General features: G+C 63.7%; 13 protein-coding genes. 9 read left to right on the top strand and 4 right to left on the bottom strand.

The window, feature by feature from the left end:
* Positions 1-104 precede the first annotated feature (104 nt).
* Both AC0L2L_RS14375 and AC0L2L_RS14370 read right to left on the bottom strand, forming a co-directional pair.
* Positions 105-1,085 (bottom strand): LysR substrate-binding domain-containing protein, encoded by a 981-nt coding sequence (locus AC0L2L_RS14375; RefSeq protein WP_473579240.1) that lies wholly within the window; start codon positions 1,083-1,085, stop codon positions 105-107.
* A 154-nt stretch (positions 1,086-1,239) separates the two neighbouring features.
* Positions 1,240-2,568, bottom strand: coding sequence for an amidase (locus AC0L2L_RS14370; protein ID WP_473579239.1), 1,329 nt, complete (start codon positions 2,566-2,568; stop codon positions 1,240-1,242).
* A 352-nt stretch (positions 2,569-2,920) separates the two neighbouring features.
* Here AC0L2L_RS14370 and AC0L2L_RS14365 point away from each other — a divergent pair, with 352 nt between their 5' ends.
* The 3 genes from AC0L2L_RS14365 to AC0L2L_RS14355 all read left to right on the top strand — a co-directional run bounded on the left by AC0L2L_RS14365 (position 2,921) and on the right by AC0L2L_RS14355 (position 5,190).
* Complete coding sequence (locus AC0L2L_RS14365; RefSeq protein ID WP_473579238.1) at positions 2,921-3,709, top strand: transporter substrate-binding domain-containing protein; 789 nt, start codon at positions 2,921-2,923, stop codon at positions 3,707-3,709.
* A gap of 70 nt (positions 3,710-3,779) precedes the next feature.
* Positions 3,780-4,502 (top strand): ABC transporter permease, encoded by a 723-nt coding sequence (locus AC0L2L_RS14360; protein ID WP_473579237.1) that lies wholly within the window; start codon positions 3,780-3,782, stop codon positions 4,500-4,502.
* Position 4,503: 1 nt separating this feature from the next.
* Positions 4,504-5,190, top strand: coding sequence for an ABC transporter permease (locus tag AC0L2L_RS14355; RefSeq protein ID WP_473579236.1), 687 nt, complete (start codon positions 4,504-4,506; stop codon positions 5,188-5,190).
* 484 nt (positions 5,191-5,674) lie between these two features.
* On the opposite strand, the gene AC0L2L_RS14350 is transcribed toward AC0L2L_RS14355, so the two are convergent.
* A complete protein-coding gene (locus AC0L2L_RS14350) occupies positions 5,675-6,778 on the bottom strand; it encodes a helix-turn-helix transcriptional regulator (RefSeq protein ID WP_473579235.1) in 1,104 nt (367 codons plus the stop codon).
* Positions 6,779-6,789: 11 nt separating this feature from the next.
* Here AC0L2L_RS14350 and AC0L2L_RS14345 point away from each other — a divergent pair, with 11 nt between their 5' ends.
* A complete protein-coding gene (locus tag AC0L2L_RS14345) occupies positions 6,790-7,788 on the top strand; it encodes a DUF1194 domain-containing protein (RefSeq protein WP_473579234.1) in 999 nt (332 codons plus the stop codon).
* Positions 7,789-7,979: 191 nt separating this feature from the next.
* Here AC0L2L_RS14345 and AC0L2L_RS14340 read toward each other — a convergent pair whose 3' ends face one another.
* Positions 7,980-8,195, bottom strand: a complete 216-nt coding sequence (locus AC0L2L_RS14340; RefSeq protein WP_473579233.1) for a hypothetical protein — start codon at positions 8,193-8,195, stop codon at positions 7,980-7,982.
* Between the two features lie 341 nt (positions 8,196-8,536).
* Between AC0L2L_RS14340 and AC0L2L_RS14335 the strand changes: the two genes are divergently transcribed.
* The 5 genes from AC0L2L_RS14335 to AC0L2L_RS14315 all read left to right on the top strand — a co-directional run bounded on the left by AC0L2L_RS14335 (position 8,537) and on the right by AC0L2L_RS14315 (position 12,741).
* Entirely contained in the window at positions 8,537-8,785 is a 249-nt protein-coding gene (locus AC0L2L_RS14335; protein ID WP_473579232.1) for a YjiS-like domain-containing protein, read from the top strand.
* Between the two features lie 269 nt (positions 8,786-9,054).
* Complete coding sequence (locus AC0L2L_RS14330) at positions 9,055-9,633, top strand: OsmC family protein (protein WP_473579231.1); 579 nt, start codon at positions 9,055-9,057, stop codon at positions 9,631-9,633.
* Positions 9,634-9,699: 66 nt separating this feature from the next.
* A complete protein-coding gene (locus AC0L2L_RS14325) occupies positions 9,700-10,920 on the top strand; it encodes a flavin-containing monooxygenase (RefSeq protein WP_473579230.1) in 1,221 nt (406 codons plus the stop codon).
* A 43-nt stretch (positions 10,921-10,963) separates the two neighbouring features.
* A complete protein-coding gene (locus AC0L2L_RS14320; RefSeq protein ID WP_473579229.1) occupies positions 10,964-12,253 on the top strand; it encodes an NAD(P)/FAD-dependent oxidoreductase in 1,290 nt (429 codons plus the stop codon).
* Positions 12,250-12,741 (top strand): MaoC family dehydratase, encoded by a 492-nt coding sequence (locus AC0L2L_RS14315; protein ID WP_473579228.1) that lies wholly within the window; start codon positions 12,250-12,252, stop codon positions 12,739-12,741. The genes AC0L2L_RS14320 and AC0L2L_RS14315 overlap by 4 nt, the downstream gene beginning before the upstream one ends.
* Positions 12,742-12,743: the final 2 nt, after the last annotated feature.

Raw genomic sequence — 12,743 nt, 5'->3', positions numbered from 1 at the left:
TCGCGCTGAAACGGATTCAAGCGACGCGCTTTTAAGTCTTTGTTTTGATGCATGTCGTTGTCCCAGAACCGCTGCACACTTCTGGGCGACATGCATTAGCGCCCTTACTGGCCCTGCCTTGTTCCCAGGGCCATTATCCCGGCATCCACACCGTTCATGAAGCTCCGCGTGGTCTGGATGAGATGCTCGGTGAAAGCGTCCGCCGCCGTCGATGCGATGACGCCCCAAGGCCTGTAGACGCTGAGATTTAGATCGAGATGCGGCCGGAAATCCCTGATCTCGATCGGCAAGTCGCGCGCCAGCCACGCGGAAAGCCGGTCGACGACCGTCACGCCCGCGCCGGATGCGACCAGGGCGATGCAGGCGCTGGAGAGGCTCGCCTCCACCTTTAGCAGGCGCCTGACGCCGCGCTCTTCGCAAAGCGCGTCGAGCTGCCGCCGCATCGGATCGGCGGAGCCCATCGAGATGAAGTCGAGACCGTCGAGGTCGTCCGCCTGGACGACGTCGAGCTGAGCCAGCCGGTGGCCCGCCGGCATGACGCATACGGGCGGCGTCGCGGTCAGCGCGCGTCGGACGATCGAAGGGTTCTCGTCCGACGCCGTGACGCCGATGCCGATGTCGAGCTGATTGCGGCTTGCCCTCTGCACCACCGTCGCGGAGCTGCGGATGTCCAGCGAGATGGAGACGGACGGATGCTGTCTTGAGAAGCTGGTTATGACGGACGGCAGCAGCGTGGACCCGAAGGCCGGGAGCGCGCAGATGTTCAGCCTGCCGCTGCGCAGCTCGCGGATTTCCCTGGCAGCGCGCGAAATGCCGCGCGCGGATTCGAAAACCCGCTGCACCTCGGCATAGAGCATGTGCGCTTCCGGCGTCGGGATCAGTCGCTGCCGGCTTTTCCTGAACAGCTGAAAATCCGCCTTCTCGGTGAGCTGCTGGAGCATCTTGCTGACGGCAGGCTGCGTGATGTCCAGCGCGTCGGCCGCCTTCGTCGTCGTCCCATGCAGCATCACCGACGCGAAAATCTCGATCTCGCGGGGCGTGAACTCCGCGTCCCTGGGGGTCGTGTCCTTTTCGCTGAACTTCATGGCCGCTGACCCCTGCCCCGCCGACAAATCGATGCGCCGTCAAGCAAGCTCGCGGCAACCCCGATGTTAACGGGCCGAGGCGAGCGTTCCAATAGCCAAGTGAATGAAGTTTATTCCTACAGGTTATGAACTTCAGCCAGCCGCGGGACCCCGGTCAGCTGCCGGTCAACGTCTCGGCAAGGTCGAGCAAGGCTGCATCCCGGCCGGGAAGAGCGGCGAGTTGCACAGATACCGGAAGGCCGTCGGGAACATCCAGGGGGATGGCCAAAGCCGGCATGCGGAGCATGTTCGCCCAGCGCCGAAACCGGCCGCCCGCCATTCCCCACGACACCATTTCCCCATTCACCTGCGTGAGTTCGTCCGCCAGCCGGGGCGCCGAGCCGGGAGCCGTTGGGACGGCCAGGGCATCCAGGCCCGCCATCTTTGTCATAAACCGCCGACGCGCGTCCTCGCGGACCTCGACGGCTCTATCGTAGGCGCCGGTGCCGATGCCGATGCCGTCCTGCAGGAAAGCGCGAACCGCGTCGCCGACCATATCCGGGTTCCGCTCGATCGGATCCCGGTAGGTCCTTGCAAATTCGTACTGCAGGATCGTCAGGCCCGCGGCGACGAATTCTTCGCGGCCGGCGAAGGGTATCTCCACCCTGCGCACCATCGGCCGATCGAGCAGCGCGGCCAACGCCGTTTCGACGGTGCCGTCGACAGAAGCGCCGGTCAGTTCGGGGCAGACGCCGATCGTCATGCCGGTTCCCGATGCGCTTTCCTTGCCCTCCTGCGCGCTGAGCCGCTTTCCGGCCAGCGCCTCGGTCACCAGGCGGATGTCCCTCGACGAGCGCGCGAGAACGCCGACGCAGTCCAGCGAAGGCGCGATGCTCATCACCCCCTGCGTGTCGATCAGACCGTTGGTCGGCTTATAGCCAAACAACCCCGTCGCGGCCGCCGGAGACCGGTTCGACCCGCCGCTGTCGGTGCCGATCGCCGCCGCGCAGAAGCCCGCGGCAACCGCCGCCGCCGATCCGCTGCTGGTGCCGCCAGTCCCGCGGCTTCTATCGAGCGGGTTGACGACCTTACCGAACCAGGGATTGTCATGGCCGCCGGCGCAGAGTTCATGCAGGTTGGTCTTGCCGATTATGATCGCGCCTGCCGCCTGGAGGTTGGCCACGCAGGCTGCGGTACCCTGTGCGACCTGGTTGCGGAACAACATGGATCCCGCCGTCGTCGGCCAGTGCTTCACATCGACAACATCCTTGATCGCGACGGGCACGCCATGCAGAGGACCGCGCCTGCTGCCTGATTGAATTTCACGTTCGGCCTGGAGCGCGGCATCGAGGGCGTCGGCTTCGTTCACGAAGATCATCGCCCTGATCTGTCCGTTCAGCGCATGGATCCTCTCGAGGCAGCCTTCCACGATCTTCACCGGCGACAGGCCGGAAGCGATCTTTTCACCCAGTTCCGCGATTGACCCGCAAGCACCGCTTTTCATTTGGCAAACTCAAGTCGCACGAGACCTCGCTACCGGCATTGTCCCCGCCATGGGAAGGGAGCCGATCGACGATGGCACAATCGAGATTTGGCGGACAGTGCCGAGCCTATTTCCTTTGGAGCGAGGCTAGCGAGGAAAATTCATGATTGGATCAACCGGAGGGCCCGATGACAGTTTTGAACACAGTCGAGGCTCCGGCCAGACTGTGCCATTCAAAGCCCCGTCACTGTCATAACTATTGGTGATGAACCGCGCCGCAGAGAGCATTAGATCGCCTTGATTTGACCTGTTAGCGTTTTTGAGAACCACCCTGCGAAAGACAATTCAGCAGGAAACAAAAAGGGGAACCATCATGAAAAAACTGGCAGTCATCCTATCATTGATCGCGGCGGCCTTTGGCGTCGCCGGCTCCTCCCCGGCGGCCGCCGAGGACGTCATCCGCTTCGGTGTCGCGGCCGAGCCATACGCGCCCTTCTCGGTCAAGGATGCCAGCGGCAAATGGCAAGGCTGGGAAATCGACCTGATGAATGCCGTCTGCACGCAGATGAAGGCAAAATGCGAGATCGTCGATATCGCCTGGGACGGCATCATTCCCGCGCTGCTGGACAAGAAATTCGACGTGATCTGGAGTTCGATGTCGATCACGGACAAGCGCAAGGAGGTCATCGACTTCACGGACAAGTACTATTATTCGCCCAACGTGCTCGTCGGCGCCAAGGCGGACACGCGCAAGTTCGACGTGACCAAACCCGACACGTTCAAGGGGGTGGCCGTGGCGGCGCAGAATGCGAGCCTCCAGGCGTCCTACATGCAGGACAAATTCACCGGCATTGCCGACGTGAAGATCTATCCGACGCTCGACGATGAAATCGCCGACATGCAAGCCGGGCGCGTCGACCTGATGGCGGCGGCGGGCATCCAGATCCAGGATTTCCTGAAAAAGCCGGAAGGCCAGGCCTACGAAGTCAAGGTGACCCTGCCGCATGAGAAGATGTTCGGCTACGGAGACGGCGGCGGTGTGCGCAAGGAAGACGCGGCCCTCAGGGACCGCCTCAACGCTGCGCTCAAGGCCGTGAAGGCCAGCGGCGAGTATGACACGATAACCAAGCGATATTTCGATTTCGACATCTACGGCGATTAAGCGGCCGCCTTTCGGCACCATGCTTTAGTGCCGGCCATCGGCCGGCACCATCTTCATTGGAACCTGCCGTATGGATTCGATGGTGTCTTGGCTGGCCTTGCTCAGCTTCGGAGACAAGGGCTGGGGCGACGAGTTGCTTCGCGGCGCCTTGCTGAGCCTCGAAATTTCGATCAGCGCCTATATCGTTGGCCTGATGCTTGGCCTTGCTGGTGCGTTGGCCAAGCTTTCGAAGCGCCGGGCAGCCGTCTTTGCCGCTGTCGCCTACACAACGATCATCCGCTCCGTCCCGGACATCCTCGTCATTTTTCTCGTCTACTATACCGCGACCGACGCGTTGCGTTCGCTCGTGACCATCGCCGGTCTCACTTCCGAATTTCAGATCAACGGATTTGTCGCCGCGACGCTGTCGCTCGGGATCGTTCAAGGCGGCTACAGCACGGAAGTCCTTCGCGGCGCGATCACCGCCATCCCGCGGGGCCAGACCGAGGCGGCGCATGCGCTTGGCTTGACCCGCCGCCAGACCTTCTTCCTGGTGGTCCTGCCGCAGATGGTCCCGCTGGCACTGCCGGGGCTCGGCAATTTGTGGCTGGTCGTGCTGAAGGAGAGCTCGCTGGTCAGCCTCATCGGTTTCACGGAGCTCGTCCTCGCCGGCAAGATGGCCGCCGGCGCCACGCGTGATTATTTCCTGTTCTATTGCGCGATCGCCTTCGTGTTCCTGGTGATGTCGAGCTTGTCGGCAATGCTCTTCCACACCTTGGAAACCGCCACCGCAAGTGCCGGGAGGCGCAGATAGCGTGACAGAGTTCGGGCACTATCTCGCCAGCCAGCTCCTGGCCGGCATCCAGACCACGGTCATCCTGTTTGTCGGCTGCGCGCTGGTCGGCAATCTGCTTGCCATTCCTCTTGCCCTTGCCCGGCTGTCGACCAGGCCATGGCTGCGCTATCCGGCGGTCGCCTTCATCCTGGCTTTCCGGGGGACGCCGCTGCTCGTCCAGCTCTACCTTTTCTATTTTGGCGTCGGCCAGCTGCTCGCCGGCGTCCCTTCGATAAGGTACAGCCCGCTGTGGCCCATTCTGCGAGGCGCCTATTGCTATGCGTTCCTCACCCTGTCGCTCAACACCGCGGCCTATTGCGGCGAAATATGGCGGGGCGCGATAAAGTCGATTCCGGACGGCCAGCGCGAGGCCGGCCAGTCGCTCGGCCTGTCGAAAGCACGGATCATGATTTCCGTGCTTCTGCCTCAGGCCTTCCGGTTGGCGCTGCCGGCGATCGGCGGGCAGAATATCCTGCTTCTGAAGGGAACCGCTCTGGCCTCGACGATCACTGTTTTCGAGCTTATGGGCGCGGCGAACCTCGTTCGGGCGCAGACCTTTCGGGTCTACGAGCCCCTGTTCGCGGCCGCGCTGGGGTATTTCCTGCTGGCGGCATTGGTGACGACCGGCTTCGGCTTCTTCGAGCGACGGTTGGCCCGGCGGTATTGACCGGCGCTGGTATGACGCCCTCCCCTGGCTGAAGCGAATTTGGCCACCGCCTGTAGGCATCGCGGCGTCAATCACCCAATCTCGCCCGCTGGGAACATAAGCGCCTCGAAGAAGGCGCCTACCTTCGGGTGCGCATGAACAATCGCTGGACCTTGTATGATCCACGCCTGGCCTGGATGCTGGTTGCACCGGTGCTTCTGCTGCTGATCTTCTTCCTGGTGCTGCCACGAGCGGCCGCTTCACTCCAGAGGCGTCCTCGCCAGGGCAATCTCCAATGTCCTTTTTGGGCCGGAAGCAGACGGTCTGGTTCTGGGACGAACTAGCCAGAAAGGTGCCATTTCCGCTGGCGCCCCATCTTGACCTCAACGACTTTGCTTGCCGTTGCCTGAAACCAGACACTCGACTGCGGCGCCGCGTTGGCCGCCTAGCGCTAGCACCTGCCTCGTGACGCTTCCGGCCGCAATACGCTCCTACCAATCGGTCATCATGCGTGTGGCCGAAGGCGAGCGACGAGCGTGGCGAGTTCCGCCTGACGGTGAGTGTTGGTCTTGGCGAATACCGCTCTGATCTGGGTGCGCGCGGTTTCGCGGCTGATGCCGAGTGCAATTGCCGCCGCATTGATGCCATCGCCCGACGCAAGGCGCGCGGCCAGCCTGGCCTCGGCTGCCGTCAAGCCAAATGCAGCGCGCAAGCGCAGTGCATCCGGACGCTCCAGAGACCTTAGGTCGGTCAGCAGGAGGACGGCGCAGCCGGCCATGAACAGATCGCTGCCTAGTGCGCTCAGCGGCATCACCTCCGCCAAAAGCCAGGGCCTTTCGCCGCGGCTGATGACCACCGGTGCGGCCGCAGGCGCTCCGTCCCGCCGGCTAGGCAGACCGCCGGCGAGCAGCCGCCGGAGCCGGTCGTTGCTGCTGGGGTCATCGGTCGCCGGGCGACCTCTCACAAGGTAGAACTCCTCACCAATCAGCTTCTGTGCCGAAACGTTCAGATCCTTCGCGCGGCCCTGTTCGTCGAGCAGAATGGCCGCGCAGCTTGCTCGTTCAAGCGACGAGAGTTCCGACACCTGCTGGAACGCTGCAAACCGCTTGGCGAGCCTTACGATCCTGCCGAGGTGCGGGCCAACTTCCGCGAAACAGTTGGTTTCCTCGGGAAAGAACCTACCACGGCGAGCGCCACGATAGAGAGGCATGCTCCAGCGATGTTCATCGACCATAAAGGGAGTTGAGGCATACCAATCCCGTGCCCCGGGACGGGCAATCTCTTGGTAATAGGGCAGCGTCCTGCGTTCCTCCTTCGTGGAGATCTGGTCTTCGATGAGCGTCGTATAGCCTGCCCGGCGGAATGCGGGCGCTCTTGTGACGTGCGGATCCGGAGCATCGCTTTCGTTGCGCAGCCACAATTCGTGGAATTCGGCATGTTCGGTGGAGATGGGCATCTTGGGCGGCACCTCTTCATCGTCTGAGAAGAAGGTGCAGCTTTCGGCGCCTAGCGACTCTGCAAGCAATTGTAGCGCGCGAGGCCACTCGCCTGGCGCCAGGACCGCATCGTAACAGGCCTCGATGGCCCGCTCAGTTCGTTCCACAAGCATCGACCAACTCCGTGGTCGTGAAGGCACGCTTCAATAGCACGTTGCGCCTTGGGGAGACAGCGCTGGATGCTGGCGCACACTACCAGCGAAAGCGCAGCCTCGGTTCACCCTTACGGGTGATGCGAGACAAAGTCGCCGGCAGCATCCTCTCGTTCGATCAACCGGATGGACGCGCCAATATGATGCCCTTCGATCCACCCTTCGCTGGGCAAGAAGAATCGGGACGGGCACGAGGCGGGCTATTTGCCCTCGCGGTGAGCCTGACAACGTCGCTGTCGGCCACGGCGGCGCAAGTTTCCTCGGTGGATCTCGAACTGGTTCTTTGCGTCGATGTATCGTCTTCAATGAGCGAGACGGAACAACGGCTGCAGCGGGAAGGATATGTCAACGCACTGCACGATCCCGCGGTGTTGCAGTCCATCGAATCCGGTCGAAGTGGCAGAATTGCCATAGCCTATGTCGAGTGGGCAGGCCCTAATCACCAGAGCGTGCTGATACCATGGACTGTTCTCGATGGACCCGAAGATGCGGCCGCCTTCGGCGAGGTGCTGCGGGCTCAGCCGATCGTCAGAGGACGCGGCACGTCAATCTCAGGGGCGATCCTGGCGGCGGGCAACCTACTGGCCGAAGGGCCGGGAAGCGATCGCCGCGTAATCGATGTTTCTGGCGACGGACCCAACAATGCCGGTCTGCCGCTTCAACCCGTGCGCGACGCACTCATTGCTGCCGGCGTGACCATCAACGGACTGGCGATCTCGCTGCAAGCGGCCGACACGCTCGACAGCTTTGGTCCGCGCTTCGTCGAGCTGTATTATGAGAGCTGCGTCATCGGCGGTTCCGACGCTTTCATCGTCAGGGTCGACAGCACAGCCGAGTTTGCAACGGCAATTCGGAAGAAGCTCGTGAATGAAATAGCCGGTCTGTCAGCCGGTGTGCAGCCTGCGGCTTATCAGATCCGCTCACGAGCTGACGTCGATTGCGTCACGATCGGAGGCGCCCTTGGACGGTAGGGCTGCGCCGGTCGGCCGAGAGCGGACCGGCGTCTTCGGGTTGGGTATCTTCAAGAGCGGACACTTCATTCGTGACCTGACTCAGCGCACCCGACAAAGGGTTGCAGCTCTGTGCAGGAATGGCTTTACGCATCGGTCGCTTGTGCACTCGGCAACCGGCGATGCGATCGAACGGCTACAACGCATTCAGTTCATTTCTTGGAGAGAAACGTCTTGCAGGCAGGCGTGAGCTCACTGATGTGCTGCTTAAGACAGCTAAACCCCTTCGCATTGTCGACCATCTTGCACACTCGCTGGGCATCCGCCCTGCATGGTGTTTTGTAGGCATCTTTCGCTAAAGCGGCATCGACGAGGAAAAGCGATATGGAAGCCAGAAGCGCCAGTCCAAGCGATTTCTGTTCGCGCATGATTTTGTTCCCCTCTGAAAATGAGCAAAGTAACGCAGCCCTTATATACGCAAGTCCTGATATAAACGGAAGGCCAAGGACTTTTCGTTTCTTACGCCATAGGGGGTAGAAATACCCCGCCGTCACCTTGGCCCCAATACACTGCCTCTCGCCGATACGGAGAAACGCCTTCGCGACGATGCGCTCCGTGCCGCATTGGCAAAGGACGATACTTCAAACTGAGAGACTGCGAGATTTCCACGGCAATTTCGACGCCCGCTCCAATGCTGGTTCCCCCGGTCGCCTGCGACAGTCCTGCCATCGACGACGCGAATAATCGCGCCGCAAAGATGGAGACGACAATGACGAGTTTGGAACACACCGCCTGTGAAACCGGCCGTGCGCGCCTAGGCCTGACCGGTTTTGCCGGCCGCGCGCTGCGGCTTGCCTATCGTGCGATGAAGATGCGCAGCGAGCGCGCCGCCTTGCAGGCCATGCCCGACTATCTGCTCAAGGATCTGGGCATCGCCCGTTCGGAAATCGACCACTACACCGCGATGGACTACGCCCCGTCCGACACCGACCGGATGGACATCGGCAACGTCAGGTGACCGCCCGACGGCGAACGTGGCCACGCTGCCGATGGGCCCCAGGGCGCTTCCCACGCCTGGGGTTTTTGCGTTCCGGCGCATTCGGATCAAGCAAACATCCGACCCATGGAACCAGGCGATCAGCACGCGTTTCAAACGATACGTCCAACGCAATTTCCACGGTGAGTGTATGAAAAATTCCACGCTCGCATCCACTCTCGTTCAAACGCTCCATCGGCAAACAGAAGCCGTCACGGCAACCAAGCCGCAAACAATCTTTGGAGATGACGATGCAACCCAACACCAAACCTGCACGGCTTCCGCTCAATGGCGTCGACACGCCGAACCTGTTGGCGACGATCAATTTCGTCGCGGCGCAGCCGGAGCTGGCCAAGTTCCAGTTCCGCGCCCACAACGAGTGGATCGAGGGCACGCACAGCAAGACCGTCATGAAGGGCTTTTTCGGCGCCGGCCAGGAGCAGAAGCACGAGAAGCCCCACTATGCCGACGCCGACCATCCGGCGATCCTTTGCGGCGCCGACAATGCGCCGACCCCGGTCGAGTGGCTGCTGCACGGGCTGGCCGGCTGCCTGATGGCGGGCGTCGCCAACATTGCCGCCGCACGCGGCATCAAGCTCACCAGGGTTAAGTGCTCGGTGGACGGCGACATCGACCTGCGCGGCATCCTCGGCATTTCCGACGAGGTCCGCAACGGCTTCCAGAACATCCAGGTGTCGTTCGAGATCGAAGGCGACGCGCCGGCCGAGAAGCTCCAGCAGCTGGTCGAGCAGTCGCGCTCCCGTTCGGCCGTCTTCGACGTGCTGACCAAGGGTGTCCCGGTCACCGTCGGGATCAAGACCATCCAGTAGGCTGAAGCCGGCAGGCGGTCCGGATCCGATCCGAACCGCCTCTCCTCCTATCGACGGAAATGAGCCATGAGACGCGCGGTCATCATCGGCGCGGGCCAGGCCGGCCTTGCGCTCAGCCATTGCCTCGGCCAGGCCGGCATCGACCATGTCGTGCTGGAACGCGGCCGCATCGGCGAGCGCTGGCGTTCGCAGAGCTGGCGCTCGCTGCGGCTCTTGACGCCCAACTGGCTGAATGCCCTGCCCGGCTCGCCCTACAAGGGCGGCGATCCGGACGGTTTCATGACCAAAGGGGCTTTCGTGGAAGGGCTGGAGCGCTATGCCTGGCAATGGAATGCGCCTGTCGAGACCGGCGTCGAGGTCATCTCCTGCAAGCGGACCGGCGACGGCTTTGCCTTGCACACCAGCGCCGGCGAGAAGTCGGCGCGCGCGGTCGTCGTCGCGACCGGACATTGCGACCGGCCGGTCATCCCCTTCGCGGTTGGCGCCAGAGGCGGACTGCTCAGCATCCACGCTTCGCAGTATCGCTCACCCGGAGAGCTGCCGGGCGGCGGCGTGCTGGTGGTCGGCGCCTCGTCTTCCGGCGTGCAGATCGCCGACGAGCTCGCCCGCGCCGGGCGGCGCGTGGTGCTTTCGGTCGGCAAGCATACGCGCCTGCCAAGAACATGGCGCGGCAAGGACATCTTCTTCTGGCTTTGCGAAATGGGCCTGATGGCGCAGCGCCAGGAAGACCTCGCCGATCCGGAAAGCGCCCGGCGCCAGCCTTCGCTGCAGCTCGCCGGCCGGCCCGACAAGGCCGATGTCGACCTCGCCACGCTGCAGGCGCTCGGCGTGGAACTGGCCGGGCGGGTGCGTGGCGTTGCCGATCGCGAGATCGTCTTCGCCGACGATCCTGGCGCGCACATCGCGGCGGCCGAAGCGAAGCAGGCTCGACTGCTTGACCAGATCGACCGTTTCGCGGGGACGGCGACACCATACCGGCGCGAGCCGGTGGCGATGCCGTCGGCCTGCGTGGAGCGGCTTTCGCTGACGGACGGATCGATCCGCAGCATCATCTGGGCGACCGGCTACGCGCGCTCGTTCGGCTGGCTGGAGCCGCTGGCGCTCGGCGCCGATGGCGAGCTTGCGCATCGGGGCGGCATCACCAGCGTGCCCGGCCTCTACGCGCTCGGCTTCCGCTTCCTGCGCAAGCGCGATTCCAACTTTATTGGCGGCGTCGGCGCGGACGCGAAGGCGATCGCCACCGAAATCTCCTGTCATCTCGACTCCAAGGGCCGCAAGGCGGCCTGAAGTCGACTGCAACGGCCGCAAGGCGGCCTAAGGACAATAAAACATGGCAATCAACCCTATCTCCCTCATGGCCAGCCCCAGGCGCGGCCATTACGACGCCATCATCGTCGGCGCGCGCTGCGCGGGTGCGGCGACCGCGATGCTACTCGCCCGCGCGGGTCTCAAGGTGCTTGCGATCGACCGGAAGCCCTATGGCTCGGACACGCTGTCGACGCATGCGCTGATGCGGCCCGCCGTGCTGCAATTGTGGCGCTGGGGCCTGCTCGAGCCGCTGCTCAAGGCCGGCACGCCGCTGGTCGAGACGACGACCTTCCACTATGGCGACCAGGCGATCACCGTCCCGCTCGCCGACGGTTCGGACCTTCCCGGCCTGATCGCGCCGCGGCGCACCGTGCTCGATCGCATCCTGGTCGACGCGGCGCGCAAGGCCGGCGCGGAGATCCTGCACGAGGTGGCGGTCGGCGACCTCTTTGCCGACACGCGCGGCCGCGTCCGCGGCATCGAGATCCGCGCCGCCGGCCGTGCGTCGGTGCGGGTCAGCGCCGATATCGTGGTCGGCGCCGACGGCATCGGCTCGCTGGTGGCAAAGTGCGTCGACGCCCAGCTGTTGCGGCAAGGCGCCGTGTCGGCCGCCCATGTCTATGGCTACGCGCCGGTCGAGCCCGGCGCCGGCTACCACTGGTATTTTCGCGATGGGATCGCCGGCTCCTTCATCCCGACCAATGACGGCCTCGCCTGCATTGTCGCCTCGGTGCCGACGGGCGTGTTCGACCAGCGGTTCCGCCTCGGCCACGCCCGCGCCCGCATGGATGTGCTCGACGCGCTTTCGCCAGCGCTGGCCGCCCAGGCGGCCCAGGCGCCGAAGGATACGCGCCTGCAGGCGTTCCGGGGCGTGCCGGGCTATGTCCGCCAGGCGCACGGCCCGGGCTGGGCGCTGGTGGGCGATGCCGGCTTCTTCCGTGATCCCATCACCGCGCACGGCATTTCCGATGCGTTGCGCGACGCCGAAAGCCTTGCGCGCGCCATCCTCGACGGCTCGGAGGCGGCGTTCAGAACCTGGCAGCAGCAGCGCGACATGATCGCCAACCGGATTTTAGACACGACCGATGCCATCGCCGGCTTCGACTGGACGCTCGACGATATCGGCGAGAGGCATCGCCTTCTCAGCGCCGTGCTGAAGGCTGAGGTGCAGGCGCTGGCGGGGCAGCCCACGCCGCCCCGCCGCGCGCCATCCTCGGCATCGAAGCCGACGACCTATCGGGCACCGGCGAACCAGGACAAGCCGTTGGCCGGCTCGAACCTTTCTCGCAACCGAACAGGAGCAGGATCATGACTTTGCAGCTGATAAAGGATGGGCAGTCGATGAAGGATGGGCATTTGATGCAGGACGGCTGGGTCGGCGTCATCAAGGGCCGCCCGCAACCCGGCGCCTTCGCCGAGCGTTCGCGGCGCACGCAGCCGCAGGATATCGACGCGTTCGCCGAGATGACCGGCGACCGCAACCCGCTGCATTACGACAAGGCGCTCGCCGAGGCTTCGGTGTTCGGCAAGCTTATCGTGCAGGGCGGCGTCACCTCGGGCATCCTGAATGCTGTGGTGGCGGAAGACCTCCCCGGGCCCGGTTCGGTGTTCCTCGAAGTCTCATGGAAATTCGTCAAGGCGGTCGGCGTCGGCGAATTGGTCACCGGCCGCGTCGAGGTCAAGGAGGTGCGCGCGGACAAGCCGATCACCAAGCTGGAGACATCGGTGCGCAACGCAGCCGGCGAACTTTGCCTCACCGGCACCGCGACGGTGTTCACCGTGCCGCTGGCCAGGGGCTGAGG

The organism is Mesorhizobium sp. WSM4832, assembly GCF_055811115.1.
Note: the sequence above shows the minus strand (reverse complement) of the source record. Positions and strands in the feature narration are given on the sequence as shown.